Origin of the sequence: Pseudomonas sp. HMSC065H01 (genome assembly GCF_001815235.1) — a bacterium.
GTDB lineage: Bacteria > Pseudomonadota > Gammaproteobacteria > Pseudomonadales > Pseudomonadaceae > Pseudomonas > Pseudomonas aeruginosa.
The window spans coordinates 264,000-280,758 of sequence record NZ_KV819895.1; the positions used below are offsets into that span (position 1 = coordinate 264,000).

General features: G+C 67.3%; 17 protein-coding genes. 12 read left to right on the forward strand and 5 right to left on the reverse strand.

Annotation, left to right across the window (positions count from 1 at the left end):
• Nucleotides 1-46: 46 nt before the first annotated feature.
• The 5 genes from HMPREF3014_RS17345 to HMPREF3014_RS17365 all read left to right on the forward strand — a co-directional run bounded on the left by HMPREF3014_RS17345 (nucleotide 47) and on the right by HMPREF3014_RS17365 (nucleotide 3,970).
• Nucleotides 47-616 (forward strand): YqgE/AlgH family protein, encoded by a 570-nt coding sequence (locus tag HMPREF3014_RS17345; protein WP_003100947.1) that lies wholly within the window; start codon nucleotides 47-49, stop codon nucleotides 614-616.
• Nucleotides 616-1,050, forward strand: a complete 435-nt coding sequence (gene ruvX, locus HMPREF3014_RS17350) for a Holliday junction resolvase RuvX (RefSeq protein WP_003084575.1) — start codon at nucleotides 616-618, stop codon at nucleotides 1,048-1,050. The genes HMPREF3014_RS17345 and ruvX overlap by 1 nt, the downstream gene beginning before the upstream one ends.
• A 111-nt stretch (nucleotides 1,051-1,161) precedes the next feature.
• The gene (gene pyrR / locus HMPREF3014_RS17355; protein WP_003084574.1) at nucleotides 1,162-1,674 is read left to right on the forward strand and encodes a bifunctional pyr operon transcriptional regulator/uracil phosphoribosyltransferase PyrR; all 513 of its coding nucleotides are present in this window, start codon (nucleotides 1,162-1,164) and stop codon (nucleotides 1,672-1,674) included.
• Nucleotides 1,675-1,697: 23 nt separating this feature from the next.
• On the forward strand, nucleotides 1,698-2,702 hold the full coding sequence (locus HMPREF3014_RS17360) for an aspartate carbamoyltransferase catalytic subunit (protein ID WP_017148568.1): 1,005 nt from the start codon (nucleotides 1,698-1,700) through the stop codon (nucleotides 2,700-2,702).
• Nucleotides 2,699-3,970 (forward strand): dihydroorotase, encoded by a 1,272-nt coding sequence (locus HMPREF3014_RS17365; RefSeq protein ID WP_003118805.1) that lies wholly within the window; start codon nucleotides 2,699-2,701, stop codon nucleotides 3,968-3,970. Before HMPREF3014_RS17360 ends, HMPREF3014_RS17365 begins: the two co-directional genes overlap by 4 nt.
• A gap of 226 nt (nucleotides 3,971-4,196) precedes the next feature.
• Here the strand turns inward: HMPREF3014_RS17365 and HMPREF3014_RS17370 are convergent, their stop codons facing one another.
• The 3 genes from HMPREF3014_RS17370 to HMPREF3014_RS17380 form a co-directional block, all read right to left on the reverse strand.
• Entirely contained in the window at nucleotides 4,197-5,381 is a 1,185-nt protein-coding gene (locus tag HMPREF3014_RS17370; RefSeq protein WP_023086800.1) for a cystathionine gamma-synthase, read from the reverse strand.
• Nucleotides 5,378-6,751, reverse strand: coding sequence for a pyridoxal-phosphate dependent enzyme (locus tag HMPREF3014_RS17375; RefSeq protein ID WP_015502220.1), 1,374 nt, complete (start codon nucleotides 6,749-6,751; stop codon nucleotides 5,378-5,380). Before HMPREF3014_RS17375 ends, HMPREF3014_RS17370 begins: the two co-directional genes overlap by 4 nt.
• A gap of 242 nt (nucleotides 6,752-6,993) precedes the next feature.
• Complete coding sequence (locus tag HMPREF3014_RS17380) at nucleotides 6,994-7,398, reverse strand: NINE protein (protein ID WP_003084560.1); 405 nt, start codon at nucleotides 7,396-7,398, stop codon at nucleotides 6,994-6,996.
• 153 nt (nucleotides 7,399-7,551) lie between these two features.
• Between HMPREF3014_RS17380 and czcD the strand changes: the two genes are divergently transcribed.
• Complete coding sequence (gene czcD, locus HMPREF3014_RS17385; protein ID WP_003100957.1) at nucleotides 7,552-8,451, forward strand: CDF family zinc transporter CzcD; 900 nt, start codon at nucleotides 7,552-7,554, stop codon at nucleotides 8,449-8,451.
• A gap of 7 nt (nucleotides 8,452-8,458) precedes the next feature.
• Here czcD and pilU read toward each other — a convergent pair whose 3' ends face one another.
• Complete coding sequence (gene pilU, locus HMPREF3014_RS17390; RefSeq protein WP_003100959.1) at nucleotides 8,459-9,607, reverse strand: type IV pilus ATPase PilU; 1,149 nt, start codon at nucleotides 9,605-9,607, stop codon at nucleotides 8,459-8,461.
• Nucleotides 9,608-9,784: 177 nt separating this feature from the next.
• Nucleotides 9,785-10,819 (reverse strand): type IV pilus twitching motility protein PilT, encoded by a 1,035-nt coding sequence (gene pilT, locus HMPREF3014_RS17395; protein ID WP_003084552.1) that lies wholly within the window; start codon nucleotides 10,817-10,819, stop codon nucleotides 9,785-9,787.
• Nucleotides 10,820-11,033: 214 nt separating this feature from the next.
• Between pilT and HMPREF3014_RS17400 the strand changes: the two genes are divergently transcribed.
• The 6 genes from HMPREF3014_RS17400 to HMPREF3014_RS17425 all read left to right on the forward strand — a co-directional run bounded on the left by HMPREF3014_RS17400 (nucleotide 11,034) and on the right by HMPREF3014_RS17425 (nucleotide 16,759).
• The gene (locus HMPREF3014_RS17400) at nucleotides 11,034-11,726 is read left to right on the forward strand and encodes a YggS family pyridoxal phosphate-dependent enzyme (RefSeq protein WP_003084549.1); all 693 of its coding nucleotides are present in this window, start codon (nucleotides 11,034-11,036) and stop codon (nucleotides 11,724-11,726) included.
• Between the two features lie 11 nt (nucleotides 11,727-11,737).
• A complete protein-coding gene (proC, locus tag HMPREF3014_RS17405) occupies nucleotides 11,738-12,559 on the forward strand; it encodes a pyrroline-5-carboxylate reductase (RefSeq protein ID WP_003142635.1) in 822 nt (273 codons plus the stop codon).
• Between the two features lie 10 nt (nucleotides 12,560-12,569).
• Complete coding sequence (locus HMPREF3014_RS17410; RefSeq protein WP_003084544.1) at nucleotides 12,570-13,163, forward strand: YggT family protein; 594 nt, start codon at nucleotides 12,570-12,572, stop codon at nucleotides 13,161-13,163.
• A complete protein-coding gene (locus tag HMPREF3014_RS17415; RefSeq protein WP_031628111.1) occupies nucleotides 13,160-13,456 on the forward strand; it encodes a DUF167 domain-containing protein in 297 nt (98 codons plus the stop codon). The genes HMPREF3014_RS17410 and HMPREF3014_RS17415 overlap by 4 nt, the downstream gene beginning before the upstream one ends.
• 107 nt (nucleotides 13,457-13,563) lie before the next feature.
• The gene (locus HMPREF3014_RS17420) at nucleotides 13,564-15,531 is read left to right on the forward strand and encodes a dynamin-like GTPase family protein (protein WP_070734423.1); all 1,968 of its coding nucleotides are present in this window, start codon (nucleotides 13,564-13,566) and stop codon (nucleotides 15,529-15,531) included.
• A gap of 88 nt (nucleotides 15,532-15,619) precedes the next feature.
• Nucleotides 15,620-16,759 carry a homoserine O-succinyltransferase MetX gene (locus HMPREF3014_RS17425; protein WP_003084535.1) on the forward strand — a complete coding sequence of 380 codons (1,140 nt, stop codon included), beginning with the start codon at nucleotides 15,620-15,622 and terminating at the stop codon, nucleotides 16,757-16,759.

Sequence of the window (16,759 nt, forward strand, 5' to 3'; positions counted from 1 at the left end):
CCGGCAAGGCTGGCTTTCTCGCGTCCGAAGCAGGACACTAGCGGCCATGAAACAGAGCAGCCCAACCTACCTCAAGCATCATTTCCTGATCGCCATGCCGCACATGGCCGACCCCAATTTCGCCCAGACCGTGACCTACCTGGTCGAACACAACGAGCAAGGCGCCATGGGCCTGGTGATCAACCGTCCCAGCGGCCTCAACCTGGCGGAAGTCCTCGAACAGCTCAAGCCGGACGCCCTGCCGCCGGCGCGCTGCCAGCACATCGACATCTACAACGGCGGCCCGGTGCAGACCGACCGTGGCTTCGTCCTCCACCCCAGCGGCCTGAGCTACCAGTCGACCCTGGAACTGGGCGAGCTGGCGATGTCCACCTCGCAGGACGTGCTGTTCGCCATCGCCGCCGGCACCGGCCCGGAAAAGAGCCTGATCAGCCTTGGCTATGCCGGCTGGGAAGCCGGCCAGCTGGAGGCCGAACTGAGCGACAACGCCTGGCTGACCTGCCCGGCGGACCCGGCGATCCTCTTCGACCTGCCGCCCGAGGAGCGCCTCAGCGCCGCCGCCGCGCGCCTGGGCGTCAACCTCAGCCTGCTCACCGCCCAGGCCGGTCACGCCTGATGGCCAGCGACAAGCCGCTGCGCCTGCTGCTGGGCTTCGACTACGGCACCCGGCAGATCGGCGTCGCCGTCGGCCAGGCGGTGACCGGCCAGGCCCGCGAGCTGTGCGTATTGAAGGCGCAGAACGGCGTGCCGGACTGGAACCGGGTGGAAGCGCTGATCAAGGAATGGCAGCCGGACGCCATCGTCGTCGGCCTGCCGCTGAACATGGACGGCAGCCCAAGCGAGATGAGCGAGCGCGCGGAAAAGTTCGGCCGCCGCCTCAACGGCCGTTTCAACCTGCCGGTCTTTACCCACGACGAACGCCTCACGACCTACGCCGCCAAGGGCGAGCGCCTGGCCCAGGGCCAGCGCGACGGCTACCGCGAGCGACCGGTGGACGCCCTGGCCGCCGCCCTGCTGCTGGAAGGCTGGCTGGCCGAACACCCGGATTGACCCATGGCAGCCGGCACGCCGCCGTTTGCCATTATGCTTTCGCCACCGCGGGCGCCTCCCTACAGCGGGCTCTCCCGGCGGCCATCCCATCGATGTCAGCGAGGAGCCACCATGAGCCTACCCAATCCCGCCGAACTCCTGCCGCGCATGGCCAGCGACCTGCGCGCCCATCTCGCCGAGCGCGGCATCGAGCGGCCGCGCTTCGTCGGCATCCATACCGGCGGCATCTGGGTCGCCGAGGCGCTGCTGAGGGAACTGGGCAACCAAGAGCCGCTGGGCACCCTCGACGTCTCCTTCTACCGCGACGACTTCACCCAGAACGGCCTGCATCCACAGGTCCGCCCGTCGGCGCTGCCGTTCGAGATCGACGGCCAGCACCTGGTGCTGGTGGACGACGTGCTGATGAGCGGCCGTACCATCCGCGCCGCACTCAACGAACTGTTCGACTACGGCCGTCCGGCCAGCGTGACCCTGGTCTGCCTGCTCGACCTGAACGCCCGGGAGTTGCCTATCCGCCCCGACGTGGTCGGCCAGACCCTGTCCCTGGGTCGCGATGAACGGGTAAAATTGGTCGGTCCCGCACCGCTCGCCCTCGAGCGCAAGGTCCTTTCCTCCGCTTCCTGATCCTCTTCACTAGGGCCTGCCCCATGCCGACAGACGCCAAGCGCCCGCTGCAGCTCAACGACCAGGGCCAGCTGCGCCACTTCATCTCGCTCGACGGATTGCCCCGCGAGCTGCTCACCGAAATCCTCGATACCGCCGATTCCTTCCTGGAGGTCGGCGCCCGCGCGGTGAAAAAGGTCCCGCTGCTGCGCGGCAAGACCGTCTGCAACGTGTTCTTCGAGAACTCCACGCGCACCCGCACCACCTTCGAGCTGGCCGCCCAGCGGCTGTCGGCCGACGTGATCAGCCTGAACGTATCCACTTCTTCCACCAGCAAGGGCGAGACGCTCACCGACACCCTGCGCAACCTGGAGGCGATGGCCGCCGACATGTTCGTGGTGCGCCACAGCGACTCGGGCGCGGCGCACTTCATCGCCGAGCACGTCAGCCCCAACGTGGCGGTGATCAACGGCGGCGACGGCCGCCACGCGCACCCCACCCAGGGGATGCTCGACATGCTGACCATCCGCCGACACAAAGGGAACTTCGAGCAGCTATCGGTGGCGATCGTCGGCGATATCCTGCATTCGCGAGTAGCCCGTTCGAACATGCTGGCGCTCAAGACCCTGGGTTGCCCGGACATCCGCGTGATCGCCCCGCGCACCCTCTTGCCGATCGGCCTGGAAGAGCAGTACGGCGTGCGCGTGTTCACCAACGCCGACGAAGGCCTGAAGAACGTCGACGTGGTGATCATGCTGCGCCTGCAACGCGAGCGCATGCAGGGTGGCCTGCTACCCAGCGAGGGCGAGTTCTTCAAGCTCTACGGCCTGACCGAGAAGCGCCTGAAGCTGGCCAAGCCGGATGCCATCGTCATGCACCCTGGCCCGATCAACCGTGGCGTGGAGATCGAGTCGGCGGTGGCCGACGGGGCCCAGTCGGTGATCCTCAACCAGGTCACCTACGGCATCGCCATCCGCATGGCGGTGCTGTCCATGGCCATGAGCGGCCAGAACACCCAACGCCAGCTGGAACAGGAGGACGCCGAATGACCATCAGTATCCGAGGCGCCCGTGTCATCGACCCGGCCAGTGGCCTGGACCAGGTCGGCGACCTCCACATCGAGGCTGGCAAGATCGTCGCCATCGGCGCCGCGCCGGCCGGCTTCAGCGCCCAGAAGACCCTCGACGGCGCCGGCCTGGTGGCCGCGCCGGGACTGGTCGATCTGAGCGTCGCCCTGCGCGAGCCGGGCTATGGACGCAAGGGCAACGTCGAAAGCGAGACCCGCGCCGCCGCGGCCGGCGGCACCACCAGCCTGTGCTGCCCGCCCTACACCCGGCCGGTGCTGGACACCCCGGCGGTGGCCGAGCTGATCCTCGACCGCGCCCGCGAGGCCGGCAACGCCAAGGTCTACCCCATCGGCGCGCTGACCCGCGGCTTCGGCGGCGAGCAACTGTCGGAACTGGTGGCCCTGCGCGACACCGGTTGCGTGGCCTTCACCAATGGCCTGCATGGCTTCGCCAGCAACCGCATCCTGCGGCGCGCCCTGGAGTACGCGGCGACCTTCGACCTGACGGTGATCTTCACCTCGCAGGACACCGATCTCGCCGAAGGCGGCCTCGCCCACGAAGGCCCGACCGCCAGCTTCCTCGGCCTCGCGGGGATCCCGGAGACCGCCGAGACCGTGGCCCTGGCCCGCAACCTGCTGCTGGTGGAACAGAGCGGCGTGCGCGCGCACTTCAGCCAGTTGACCAGCGCCCGCGGCATCGAACTCGTCGCCCAGGCCCAGGCCCGTGGCCTGCCGGTGACCTGCGACGTGGCGCTGTACCAGTTGATCCTCACCGACGAAGCGCTGGTGGGCTTCTCCAGCCTCTACCACGTGCAACCGCCGCTGCGCACCAGGGCCGACCGCGAAACCCTGCGCGAGGCGGTAAAGAGCGGCGTGGTACAAGCCATCGCCAGCCACCACCAACCCCACGAGGCGGACGCCAAGAACGCGCCGTTCGCCGCCACCGAGCCGGGCATCAGCGGCGCCGAGTTGCTGCTGCCGCTGGCGATGACGCTGGTGCAGGACGGCCTGCTCGACCTGCCGACCCTGCTCGCCCGCCTCTCCCACGGCCCGGCCCAGGCACTACGCCTGCCTGCCGGGCGCCTGGCGGTCGGCCAGGCCGCCGACCTGGTGCTGTTCGACCCGCAGGGTTCGACCCTGGCCGGTGAGAGCTGGTACTCGAAGGGGCAGAACAGCCCGTTCGTCGGTCACTGCCTGCCGGGACGAGTGCGTTACACCCTGGTGGACGGACACCTGACCCACGAGGGTTGATCCCTGCCACCACGAAAAAGCCCGCCATCCGGCGGGCTTTTTCATCTTCGCGTTCGCGATTCCGGGGGCGTATCCGTTGCCGGGGTGGGCGCCCTATCCCAACCTCTGCCACCAACCCGCCTCAACGGCAGGGCGAATAACGCGGAGCGTTATCCGCCGAGGCATGCTCGCCGGGAACACCCGATGGCCGGCAGCCGCGCCGGTCGGCGCCGCTCCCTGCGGAGCCTCAGATCTTCGCCAGTGCCTGCGCCAGGTCGGCCTGCAGGTCCTCCAGCGCCTCGACGCCCACCGACAGGCGGATCAGCGAGTCACCGATGCCCAGGTCGGCGCGGGTTTCCGCCGGGATGCTGGCGTGGGTCATGATCGCCGGATGCTCGATCAGGCTTTCCACCCCGCCCAGGCTCTCCGCCAGGGAGAAGATCCGCACGTTCTCCAGGAAGCGCCGGGCGCCGGCCAGGTCGCAGCGCAGGTCGAGGGAGATCATCCCGCCGAAGCCACGCATCTGCCGTTTCGCCAGCTCATGCTGCGGGTGCGAAGCCAGGCCGGGGTAGTAGACCCGCGCCACCTGCGGCTGGCGCTCCAGCCACTGGGCCAGGGCCAGGGCGTTGCTGCAATGGCGCTCCATGCGCAGCGCCAGGGTCTTCACCCCACGCAGGGTGAGGAAGGCGTCGAACGGCCCGGAGATGGCGCCCACCGAGTTCTGCAGGAAGCCCAGGCGCTCGCGCAGGTCCGGGTTGTCGCCGACGATGGCGATGCCGCCGATCACGTCGGAATGGCCGTTCAGGTACTTGGTGGTGGAGTGCACCACCACGTCGAAGCCCAGTTCCAGGGGGCGCTGGATGTAGGGGCTGGCGAAGGTGTTGTCGGCCACGCTGATGATGCCGCGGGCGCGGCAGAGCTGGGCGATGGCGCGCAGGTCGGTGAGGCGCAGCAGCGGGTTGCTCGGGGTTTCCACCCAGACCATGCGGGTTTCCGGGGTCAGCGCGGCCTCGAAGGCCTGCAGGTCGGTCGGGTCGACGAAGCTGAAGCGATGCCCGGCGCTGCGCCGGCGGACCCGCTCGAACAGGCGGAAGGTACCGCCGTAGAGGTCATTGCCGGAAACGATGTGGGAACCGGCGTCGAGCAGCTCCAGCACCGAGGAGATCGCCGCCAGGCCGGAGGCGAAGGCGAAGGCCTGGTTGCCGCCCTCGAGGTCGGCCACGCAGCGCTCCAGGGCCCAGCGGGTCGGGTTGTGCGAGCGGCCGTAGTCGAGCCCCTTGTGTACCCCGGGGCTTTCCTGGATATAGGTGGAGTTGGCATAGATCGGCGGCATGATCGCGCCGGTCGAGGGATCGGGGGCCTGCCCGGCGTGGATGACCCGGGTCGCGAAGGCCTGGGCCGGGGCGTCGGGATGCTGGTCGTGCTGGCTCATGTGAGCTTTCTCCGCAAATGGTTCAACAGGTCGAAACGGGTGATCAGGCCGTGGAAGCCGCTGGCATCGGCAACGATCGCCACCAGGCCGCGGTCCAGGACCGCCTGCAACTGGGCCAGGCTGGCGCCGGGCGCGAGGGTTTCCGGCGCGGCGTTCATCGCGCTGCTTACCGCATCGCGGAAGCGTGGCGCGTCGGCGTGGACGCCGAGCAGGATATCCGACTCGTCGATCACACCGACCAGTTTTCCATCGTCCAGCACCGGCAATTGCGAAACGTCGGCCAGGCGCATGCGCTGGAAGGCGGTGAGCAGGGTGTCGTCCGGACCGACGCTGATCACCCGGCCCTCCTCGAAGCGCCGCGCGATGATGTCGCGCAGGTCGCCGTAGTGCTTGCGTTGCAGCAGGCCCTGGTCGGTCATCCACTGGTCGTTGTAGATCTTCGACAGGTAGCGGGTGCCGGTGTCGCAGACGAAGCTGACCACCCGCTTCGGCTCCTTCTGCTCGCGGCAGAAGCGCAGCGCCGCGGCCAGCAGGGTGCCGGTGGAGGAGCCGCCGGGAATGCCCTCGACGCGCAACAGTTCGCGGGCCATGGCGAAGCTTTCCTCGTCGCTGATGGAATAGGCATGGCGCACGCTGGAGAGGTCGGCGATGGCCGGTACGAAGTCCTCGCCGATGCCCTCCACCGCCCAGGAACCCGGCGTACCCAGGGTGCCGGAGCGGGAGTACTCGGCCATGATCGAGCCCTCGGGATCGGCGAGCACCATCTCCAGCTCCGGCTGGACCTTCTGGAAGAACCGGGTAAGGCCGGTCAGGGTACCGGAGGAGCCGACGCCGACGACGATGGCGTCGAGATCGTGGCCGGTCTGCGCCCAGAGCTCCGGGCCGGTGCCGCACTCGTGGGCCAGCGGGTTGGCCGGGTTGTTGAACTGGTCGGCGAAGAAGGCGCCGGGAATGTCCTGCGCCAGGCGCGCGGCAACGTCCTGGTAGTACTCCGGATGGCCCTTGCCGACGTCCGAGCGGGTGATGTGCACCTCGGCGCCCATGGCGCGCAGGTGCAGGACCTTCTCGGTGGACATCTTGTCCGGCACCACCAGCACCACCCGGTAGCCCTTGGCGCGACCGACCAGGGCCAGGCCGAGACCGGTGTTGCCGGCGGTGGCCTCGACGATGGTGCCACCGGGCCGCAGGCGGCCGTCACGCTCGGCGGCCTCGATCATGGCGACACCGATGCGATCCTTAATGGAGCCGCCGGGGTTCTGCGATTCGAGCTTGAGGTACAGGGTGCAGGGGCCGGTATCGAAGCGCGTCACGCGAACCAGCGGGGTGTTGCCGATCAGGTCGAGCACGGCGGGACGTGAGTCGGAAGTCATCTTTTCTCCTTTCGGTGTTTCCGCACGGAGCGATACGGTGCGCGGCCTCGTGAGCCATTGCACCTATCCGTTCTGGGGCTTGCAGACCATAGGGGCTGGCGCGCGCGGGCGCCAATAACCTACAGGTAGAACGTTAGAACCTTTGGTTCCTTAAGTCCCGCCGGAGGAATTCCCTGCCGACCGTGGCGCCACCCATGAAAAAGCCCGCCGGATGGCGGGCTTCTCGCACCTGGCGACGAGCCTCAGATGCGCTGCGGCCCGTTGCGCTCGGACACCTGTCCGTTGAGGGTCCAGAAGTCGTAGAGCACGCCGAGGAAGAACAGGCCGCCGGTGAACAGGTAGATGATCCCGGTGATCCACTTGCCCATGTACATCCTGTGCACGCCGAGCACGCCGAGGAAGGTCAGCAGGATCCAGGCCACGTTGTAGTCCAGGTTGCCGCCCTGGAAGCGCCGGTCGGCCTCGCGGTCCATCGACGGGATGAGGAACAGGTCGATGATCCAGCCGATGAAGAACAGGCCGAAGGTGAAGAACCAGATCGTCCCGGTGATCGGCTTGCCGTAATAGAAGCGGTGCGAACCGGTGAAACCGAAGATCCACAGCAGGTAGCCGATGGCCTTGCTATGGGTGTCGTGCTGTTGAGTCATGCGTCCCCCTCGTTCCGTGCGCGGCTGCGGCCGCGCTTGAGCCGCAGGTTAGCGGAGCGGCGGACGCCGCGCCAGAGCGGCCCGGTGCATGACAGTTTTGCAATTGCCTATCCTGTAGGCTGGTGCTGCCGCCACCGCCCCACAGGAGCCGCCATGAGCGCCGGACACGAGCACAGCTTCGCCCAGACCAACTCGACCCGCCTGAAATGGGCGTTGCTGCTGACCGGAAGCTTCCTCGTCGCCGAGGTCGTCGGCGGCATCCTCACCGGCAGCCTGGCACTGATCTCCGATGCCGCGCACATGCTCACCGACGCCGTGGCCCTGGCCATCGCCCTGGCCGCGATCAACATCGCCAGGCGCCCGACCAACGATCGCCTGACCTACGGCTACCACCGCTTCGAGATCCTCGCCGCGGCGTTCAACGCCTTCCTCCTGTTCGGCGTGGCCTTCTATATCCTCTACGCGGCCTACGAGCGGCTCAACCAGCCGGCGGAGATCCAGTCCGTGGGCATGCTGGTGATCGCCGTGCTCGGCCTGCTGGTGAACCTGGCCAGCATGCGCCTGCTGGCGCCGGCCCAGGGCAACAGCCTGAACGTCAAGGGCGCCTACCTGGAGGTCTGGAGCGACATGCTCGGCTCGCTGGGGGTGATCGTCGCCGCGATCGTGATCCGTTTCACCGGCTGGGCCTGGGTCGACTCGCTGGTGGCGGTGCTGATCGGTTTCTGGGTCCTGCCGCGCACCTGGATCCTGCTGCGCGAGAGCCTGCATGTGTTGCTCGAAGGGGTGCCGAAGGAAATCCAGTTGGCCGAGCTGCGCGAAGCGCTGCTGGGGATTCCCGGCGTGACCGGGCTGCACGACCTGCATGTGTGGTCGATCACCAGCGGCAAGATCAGCCTGACCAGCCATCTGGTGTACGACCCGGCCCTGGTCGATGCCGAGGCGCTGCTGGGAACGGTGAAGGCGCTGCTGCACGACCGCTACGAGATCGAACACAGCACCCTGCAACTGGAAACCTCGGCCTGCGCCCAGGCCGAGGAGCCGCTGGCCTACTGAAGACGGTTCAGCGGAAGCGCCGGCCGGCAGGGTCGTCGTCGGTGATTTCCAGGCTCAGGCCCTGGGTCAGGCTCGACAGGTGGTCGGCGTCGCTTTCCGAACCGAGCTTGATCATCAGACGCAGGTCGTTGGCCGAGTCGGCGTGGGCCAGGGCGTCCTCGTAGGTGATCTCGCCCTGGGTGTAGAGCTGGTACAGCGCCTGGTCGAAGGTCTGCATGCCCTGCTCGGTGGAGCGCTTCATCAGCGGCTTCAGCTCGTGCACCTCGCCCTTGCGGATCAGGTCGGCGGCCAGCGGGGTGTTCAGCAGCACCTCGATCACCGCCCGCCGCCCCTTGCCGTCGGGGGTCGGCACCAGTTGCTGGGCGACGATGGCCTTGAGGTTCAGCGACAGGTCCATCCACACCTGGCCATGACGGTCGGCCGGGAAGAAGTGGATGATCCGCTCCAGCGCCTGGTTGGCGTTGTTCGCGTGCAGGGTCGCCAGGCACAGGTGGCCGGTCTCGGCGAAGGCCACGGCGTGGTCCATGGTCTCCCGCGAGCGCACCTCGCCGATCATGATCACGTCCGGCGCCTGGCGCAGGGTGTTCTTCAGCGCCACCTCGAAGGAGTCGGTGTCCAGCCCCACCTCGCGCTGGGTGACGATGCAGCCCTGGTGCTGGTGGATGTACTCGATCGGGTCCTCGATGGAGATGATGTGCCCGGTGGAGTTCTTGTTGCGGTAGCCGATCATCGCCGCCAGCGAGGTGGACTTGCCGGTGCCGGTGGCGCCGACGAAGATCACCAGGCCGCGCTTGGTCAGCGCCAGCTTCTTGAGGATTTCCGGGAGCTTCAGCTCTTCCAGGGTCGGGATGTTGGTCTCGATCCGGCGCAATACCATGCCCACCAGGTTGCGCTGGTAGAAGGCACTGACCCGGAAGCGGCCGATGCCGCGGGCGCTGATGGCGAAGTTGCACTCATGGTTCTCGGCGAAATCGCGGCGCTGCTGCTCGTTCATCACGCCTAGCACGGTCTCGCGGGTCTGCTCCGGCGACAGCGGCGTCTTGGTCACCGGCATCACCCGGCCGTTGACCTTCATCGACGGCGGTACGCCGGCGGTGATGAACAGGTCGGAGCCGCCCTTTTCCACCATCAGGCGCAGCAGCTTTTCGAATTCCATGATGTTCTCGCTCACTCAGGGGCGCGCCGCGACGGCGAGCCGGATACGGGCGAGCGGGCGCTGGACGCGCTCGCCGGCAAGGATAGGTAGGAATGCGCCTACGGTACCGCTCTCCCGCTCTTGAATCCTAGACGCAGTTCCGGGATTCGGGCGAAGCGCGGCGGATCGGCGCCAGGATCAGAAGTTTTCCGGGATCTTCGCCTTCTCGCGGGCGTTCTCGCGGCTGATCAGGCCCTTGGCGACCAGGCCCTTGAGGCACATGTCGAGGGTCTGCATGCCCAGCGAGCCGCCGGTCTGGATCGCCGAATACATCTGCGCGACCTTGTCCTCGCGGATCAGGTTGCGGATCGCCGGGGTGCCGATCATGATCTCGTGGGCCGCCACCCGGCCGCCGCCGATCTTCTTGATCAGGGTCTGCGAGATCACCGATTGCAGCGACTCGGAGAGCATCGAGCGAACCATGGCCTTTTCCTCGGCCGGGAACACGTCGACCACCCGGTCGATGGTCTTCGCCGCCGAGGTGGTGTGCAGGGTGCCGAATACCAGGTGGCCGGTCTCCGCCGCGGTCAGGGCCAGGCGGATGGTTTCCAGGTCGCGCATCTCGCCGACCAGGATGATGTCCGGGTCCTCCCGCAGCGCCGAGCGCAGCGCTTCGCTGAAGCCGAGGGTGTCGCGATGCACCTCGCGCTGGTTGACCAGGCACTTCTTCGATTCGTGGACGAATTCGATCGGGTCCTCGATGGTGAGGATGTGGTGGTACTTGGTGTTGTTCAGGTAATCGAGCATCGCCGCCAGGGTGGTGGACTTGCCCGAACCGGTCGGCCCGGTGACCAGTACCAACCCGCGCGGGACGTCTGAAACACGTTTGAACACTTCTCCCATGCCAAGCTCCTCCATGGTCAGTACCTTGGAGGGAATGGTCCGGAATACCGCGCCGGCGCCACGGTTCTGGTTGAAGGCGTTGACCCGGAAACGCGCGACGCCCGGCACCTCGAAGGAGAAGTCGGTCTCGAGGAATTCCTCGAAGTCCTTGCGCTGCTTGTCGTTCATGATGTCGTAGATCAGCGCATGCACCTGCTTGTGTTCCAGCGGTGGCAGGTTGATCCGGCGTACATCGCCATCCACCCGGATCATGGGTGGCAGGCCGGCGGAGAGGTGCAGGTCCGAAGCGCCCTGTTTGGCACTGAAGGCGAGCAGCTCGGTAATATCCATGGGACTCCCCAATTACAAGCAAGCAGGTAGAATGCCGCCAAAGCCGCCGTCTCGGACAAGGAAAACACCGGATGAGCCAGGGTGCTTCCAGGACACGCGTGGTGTCCTGCGCCAGACGCGGAACCTCGACACTGGAACAGGAAGATGGCCATCGAGGCCGGCGGTTTCGAGGGCGTCGAGCCGACGCCGACCGCACTTCCATAGGGCGCAGGTAATGTCCACGATAGCAGAGAATATTGCAAAGGTTGCCGCGCGCATCCGTGAGGCAGCGCAAGCTGCGGGGCGCGATCCGGCCACGGTCGGCCTGCTCGCCGTGAGCAAGACCAAGCCCGCCGCCGCGGTGCGCGAGGCGCACGCCGCCGGCCTTCGCGACTTCGGCGAAAACTACCTGCAGGAGGCCCTCGGCAAGCAGGCCGAACTGGCCGACCTACCCTTGAACTGGCACTTCATCGGCCCCATCCAGTCGAACAAGACGCGGCCCATCGCCGAGCATTTCCAGTGGGTGCACTCGGTGGACCGGTTGAAGATCGCGCAGCGCCTGTCGGAGCAACGCCCGGCCGGGCTGCCGCCCCTGAATGTCTGCCTGCAGGTCAACGTCAGCGGCGAAGCCAGCAAGTCCGGCTGCGCCCCCGAGGACCTGCCGGCCCTGGCCGAGGCCGTGAAGCAACTGCCCAACCTCCGATTGCGTGGCCTGATGGCCATCCCCGAACCCACCGCCGAACGCGCCGCGCAACACGCCGCGTTCGCCCGCCTGCGCGAACTGCTGCTGGACCTGAACCTTGGCCTGGACACCCTGTCCATGGGCATGAGCGACGACCTCGAGGCAGCCATCGGCGAAGGTGCGACCTGGGTCCGCATCGGTACCGCCCTGTTCGGCGCCCGCGACTACGGCGCGCCGGCTTCTTGAAGGAATCCCCTATGAGCACACCCCGCATAGCGTTCATCGGCGCCGGCAACATGGCCGCCAGCCTGATCGGCGGCCTGCGCGCCCAAGGCGTGCCGGCGGCGCAGATCCGCGCCAGCGACCCGGGCGCCGAGCAACGCGCGAAGATCGCCGGCGAGTTCGCCATCGACGTGGTCGAGTCCAACGCCGAGGCCGTGGCCGACGCCGACGTCGTGGTCCTGTCGGTCAAGCCGCAGGCCATGAAAGCCGTGTGCCAGGCCTTGGCGCCGGCGCTGAAGCCGGAGCAACTGATCGTCTCCATCGCCGCCGGCATCCCCTGCGCCAGCCTCGAAGCCTGGCTCGGCCAGCCGCGCCCGGTGGTCCGCTGCATGCCCAACACCCCGGCGCTGCTGCGCCAGGGCGCCAGTGGGCTGTACGCCAACGCGCAGGTCAGCGCCGCGCAACGCGAGCAGGCCGGGCAGTTGCTGTCTGCGGTAGGCATCGCCCTGTGGCTGGACGACGAAGCGCAGATCGACGCGGTGACCGCGGTGTCGGGCAGCGGCCCGGCGTATTTCTTCCTGCTGATGCAGGCCATGACCGACGCCGGCGAGAAGCTCGGCCTGTCCCGCGAGACAGCCTCGCGCCTGACCCTGCAGACCGCCTTCGGTGCGGCGCAGATGGCGCTGTCCAGCGAGGTCGAGCCGGCCGAACTGCGGCGCCGGGTGACTTCGCCCAACGGCACCACCGAGGCGGCGATCAAATCCTTCCAGGCCAACGGCTTCGAAGCACTGGTGGAGCAGGCCCTGAACGCCGCCAGCCAGCGCTCCGCCGAGCTGGCCGAACAGCTTGGCCAATAAGGAGTAGTCGATGATCGGCCTCAACACCGCTGCTATCTATATCCTCCAGACCCTCGGCAGCCTCTACCTGCTGATCGTGCTGCTGCGCTTCATCCTGCAACTGGTCCGCGCGGACTTCTACAACCCCCTCAGCCAGTTCATCGTGCGCGCCACCAAGCCGCTGCTGAACCCGCTGCGGCGGATCATCCCCGGCTTCGGCGGGATCGACCTGGCCTCGCTGGTGCTGGCGATCCTGATCCAACTGGTGCTGATGATCCTGATCCTGATGCTGATGGGCTACGGCGTCGGCGGCTTCATCATGCAACTGCTGATCTGGTCGATCATCGCCGTCACCTCGCTGTTCCTGAAGGTGTTCTTCTTCGCCCTGATCATCAGCGTGATCCTTTCCTGGGTCGCCCCGGGCAGCTACAACCCCGGCGCGCAACTGGTGAACCAGATCTGCGAACCGCTGCTGATGCCGTTCCGCAAGCTCCTGCCGAACCTCGGCGGACTGGATCTCTCGCCGATCTTCGCGTTCCTCGCGCTGAAGCTGATCGACATGCTGGTGATCAACAACCTGGCGGCCATGACCGGCATGCCCCAGCAGTTGAGCATTTTCCTCTGAGCTTCTACCGCTGGGACGGCGAGGACCTGCTCCTCGATTGCCACCTGCAGCCCAAGGCGAGCCGCGACGAGTTCGCCGGGCTGCACGGCGAGCGCCTGAAGATCCGCCTCACCGCACCGCCGGTGGAGGGCAAGGCCAACGCCCATCTGCTGGCCTTCCTCGGCAAGGCCTTCGGCGTGGCCAAGAGCCTGGTGAGTCTCGAAAGCGGCGAGCTGAACCGGCAGAAACGGGTGCGCATCCGCCGTCCGACCCGATTGCCGGAGGAACTGGGGATCGCCGCTCGACCCGCTTGACCGACCTTACGTGCAGGAATGTGAAGCAGGCCAATTGACGCTCCCCCGCTCCCCCGCATAATCCACGCCATCCTTCCCCCGCCGGTCCCGCGCCCTGGAGCCCCTGGATGAGCATGGAAAGACTCAGCCATCAAATCGACGCCTACGTCGCCTGGAAGCGCGAGCTGATGCGGGAAATCACCCGCTATCGCGGCTGGCTGGAGCGCAGCCGGCTGAACAGCCCGGCGGTCGAGGCCAAGCTCGAACGCGCCCTGCGCCAACTGCGCGCGGACCACATCACCCTGGCCTTCGTCGGCGAGTTCTCGCGTGGCAAGACCGAGCTGATCAACAGCCTGTTCTTCGCCGGCTACGGCCAGCGCATGCTGCCGTCCCACGCCGGACGCACCACCATGTGCCCCACCGAGCTGTTCCACGATCCGCGCGCCGAGCGCAGCTACATCCGCCTGCTGCCGATCGAGACGCGCCTGGCCGACGCCAGCGTCGCCCAGTTCAAGCGCGTGCCGCGCCACTGGGTGAACATTCCGCTGGACACCGGCGACCCGGAGGGCATGGCCCAGGCCTTCGCCCAGGTCGCCAAGACCAAGGCGCTGCCGGTGGAACAGGCGATCCAGCTCGGCTTCCACCCGGACGCCCTGGAAGCCGCCGACGAGCCCGACCAGGTGCGCGTCCCGGCCTGGCGCCACGCCCTGGTCAACTTCGACCACCCGCTGCTGCGCCAGGGCCTGCGGATCCTCGACACGCCTGGCCTGAATGCCCTCGGCAGCGAGCCGGAGCTGACCCTGTCGATGCTGCCCAACGCCCAGGCGATCCTGTTCCTGCTGTCCGCCGACGCCGGTGTCACCGCCTCGGACATGGAAATCTGGCAGAAGTACATCCAGCCACTGCGCGAGGACGGCCACAGCAGCCTGTTCGCCGTGCTGAACAAGATCGACGTGCTCTGGGACGACCTTTCCGGCGAGCGCTTCGTACAGAACGCCATCCGCCTGATCCAGGACGGCACGGCCCGCCAGCTCGGCCTGCAGCGCGGCGACGTGCTGCCGCTGTCGGCGAAGCAGGCGCTGCTGGCCAAGGTCCGCGGCGAACCGGCGCTGCTCGAACGCAGTCGCCTGGATCGGCTGGAAGCGCTGCTCTGCGAGCGCATCGTCGCGCAGAAGGAAGCGCTGCTGGAGAACTCCGTGCTCGGCCAGGTCCTTGGCCTGCTGCACAACAGCCAGCATCTGCTGCGCCTGCGCCTGGAGAAGGTCGAGGAACAGCGCGCGCTGCTCGACGACAAGCAGCGCGACAGCGGCCAACTGCTGTTCGAACTGACCGCGAAGACCAAGGACGACCACGGCCGCCACCACCGCCGCCTGCTCAACCTGAAGACCAACCAGCGCCTGCTGCAGCACCAGGGCGCGACGCTGCGCGAGACGATCCGCAGCGAACGCATGGAACAGCACCTACAGAAGGTGCGGCGCAACCTCAACGGCAGCCTGACCACGGTCGGCATCAACCAGGCGATCCTGGCGTTCTTCCGCGCGGTGGAGCACGACCTCGACAACCTCGAGCACGAGGCCGGCATGGCCAACCGCATGGTCGCCGCCATCTACCGCCGGCACAACGAGGAGAACCCGCTCTACGCCCTCGACGCGCCGCAGCTACGGGTCCAGCGCTACCAGCGCGAACTGTTGCAACTGAAGAAGAAGGGCGGCCAGTTCCGCCTGCAGCTGAAGACCGTGCTTACCGAGCAACGCCTGCTGACCCGGCGCTTCTTCGCCACCCTGGTGCAGGAGGTGGTCGGCCTGCACCAGCGCCTGCGCGAGGAAACCGAGCGCTGGGCCAACGACGCGCTGATGCCGCTGATGCAGCACACCCTGGAAAACAAACAGTTGCTCGAAAGCCACATGCTCCGCCTCAAGGGCCTGGCCCAGGAGACCCAGCAGGTACGCCAGCGCAGCCAGGCCTTCGCCGGGTTCGCCGGGGAATTGCAGGAACAGTTGCGCGAAGCCGGCGACATCCTCCGCCAGTTGCGCCGCCCCTCGCCCCTGCAGCGCCAGGCCAAGGTGGTCAACCTGCCCGGCTCGCAGCGCGCCTGACCCCGCTCCCACGGCGCGCGCCAGCGCGCTTGCCGCTGGGGGCGACGCTCTTTAGACTGGCGCCCTCCTTTGTTCGAGAGCAGGGTCGATGCCCACAGTCTTCCCCGACGACTCCGTCGGTCTGGTCTCCCCCCAGACGCTGCACTTCAACGAACCGCTCGAGCTGACCAGCGGCAAGTCCCTGGCCGAGTACGACCTGGTGATCGAAACCTACGGCGAGCTGAATGCCACGCAGAGCAACGCGGTGCTGATCTGCCACGCCCTCTCCGGCCACCACCACGCCGCCGGCTACCACAGCGTCGACGAGCGCAAGCCGGGCTGGTGGGACAGCTGCATCGGTCCGGGCAAGCCGATCGACACCCGCAAGTTCTTCGTCGTCGCCCTCAACAACCTCGGCGGTTGCAACGGTTCCAGCGGCCCCGCCAGCATCAATCCGGCGACCGGCAAGGTCTACGGCGCGGACTTCCCGATGGTCACGGTGGAAGACTGGGTGCATAGCCAGGCGCGCCTGGCAGACCGCCTCGGCATCCGCCAGTGGGCCGCGGTGGTCGGCGGCAGCCTCGGCGGCATGCAGGCGCTGCAATGGACCATCAGCTACCCCGAACGCGTCCGTCACTGCCTGTGCATCGCCAGCGCGCCGAAGCTGTCGGCGCAGAACATCGCCTTCAACGAAGTCGCCCGGCAGGCGATTCTTTCCGACCCTGAGTTCCTCGGCGGCTACTTCCAGGAACAGGGCGTGATTCCCAAGCGCGGCCTCAAGCTGGCGCGGATGGTCGGCCATATCACCTACCTGTCCGACGACGCCATGGGCGCCAAGTTCGGCCGCGTACTGAAGACCGAGAAGCTCAACTACGACCTGCACAGCGTCGAGTTCCAGGTCGAGAGTTACCTGCGCTACCAGGGCGAGGAGTTCTCCACCCGCTTCGACGCCAATACCTACCTGCTGATGACCAAGGCGCTGGACTATTTCGACCCCGCCGCCGCCCACGGCGACGACCTGGTGCGCACCCTGGAGGGCGTCGAGGCGGACTTCTGCCTGATGTCCTTCACCACCGACTGGCGTTTCTCGCCGGCCCGCTCGCGGGAAATCGTCGACGCCCTGATCGCGGCGAAAAAGAACGTCAGCTACCTGGAGATCGACGCCCCGCAAGGCCACGACGCCTTCCTCATGCCGATCCCCCGGTACCTGCAAGCCTTCAGCGGTTACATGAACCGCATCAGCGTGTGA

Excerpts from the sequence above, each read along its gene's own strand:
- czcD (WP_003100957.1), top strand. The coding sequence starts at position 7,552 with ATGAGCGCCGGACACGAGCACAGCTTCGCCCAGACCAACTCGACCCGC.
- pyrR (WP_003084574.1), top strand. The coding sequence starts at position 1,162 with ATGAGCCTACCCAATCCCGCCGAACTCCTGCCGCGCATGGCCAGCGAC.
- HMPREF3014_RS17425 (WP_003084535.1), top strand. The coding sequence starts at position 15,620 with ATGCCCACAGTCTTCCCCGACGACTCCGTCGGTCTGGTCTCCCCCCAG.
- HMPREF3014_RS17380 (WP_003084560.1), bottom strand. The coding sequence starts at position 7,398 with ATGACTCAACAGCACGACACCCATAGCAAGGCCATCGGCTACCTGCTG.
- HMPREF3014_RS17420 (WP_070734423.1), top strand. The coding sequence starts at position 13,564 with ATGAGCATGGAAAGACTCAGCCATCAAATCGACGCCTACGTCGCCTGG.
- HMPREF3014_RS17410 (WP_003084544.1), top strand. The coding sequence starts at position 12,570 with ATGATCGGCCTCAACACCGCTGCTATCTATATCCTCCAGACCCTCGGC.
- pilT (WP_003084552.1), bottom strand. The coding sequence starts at position 10,819 with ATGGATATTACCGAGCTGCTCGCCTTCAGTGCCAAACAGGGCGCTTCG.
- HMPREF3014_RS17360 (WP_017148568.1), top strand. The coding sequence starts at position 1,698 with ATGCCGACAGACGCCAAGCGCCCGCTGCAGCTCAACGACCAGGGCCAG.
- ruvX (WP_003084575.1), top strand. The coding sequence starts at position 616 with ATGGCCAGCGACAAGCCGCTGCGCCTGCTGCTGGGCTTCGACTACGGC.
- HMPREF3014_RS17375 (WP_015502220.1), bottom strand. The coding sequence starts at position 6,751 with ATGACTTCCGACTCACGTCCCGCCGTGCTCGACCTGATCGGCAACACC.
- pilU (WP_003100959.1), bottom strand. The coding sequence starts at position 9,607 with ATGGAATTCGAAAAGCTGCTGCGCCTGATGGTGGAAAAGGGCGGCTCC.
- proC (WP_003142635.1), top strand. The coding sequence starts at position 11,738 with ATGAGCACACCCCGCATAGCGTTCATCGGCGCCGGCAACATGGCCGCC.
- HMPREF3014_RS17370 (WP_023086800.1), bottom strand. The coding sequence starts at position 5,381 with ATGAGCCAGCACGACCAGCATCCCGACGCCCCGGCCCAGGCCTTCGCG.
- HMPREF3014_RS17365 (WP_003118805.1), top strand. The coding sequence starts at position 2,699 with ATGACCATCAGTATCCGAGGCGCCCGTGTCATCGACCCGGCCAGTGGC.
- HMPREF3014_RS17345 (WP_003100947.1), top strand. The coding sequence starts at position 47 with ATGAAACAGAGCAGCCCAACCTACCTCAAGCATCATTTCCTGATCGCC.
- HMPREF3014_RS17400 (WP_003084549.1), top strand. The coding sequence starts at position 11,034 with ATGTCCACGATAGCAGAGAATATTGCAAAGGTTGCCGCGCGCATCCGT.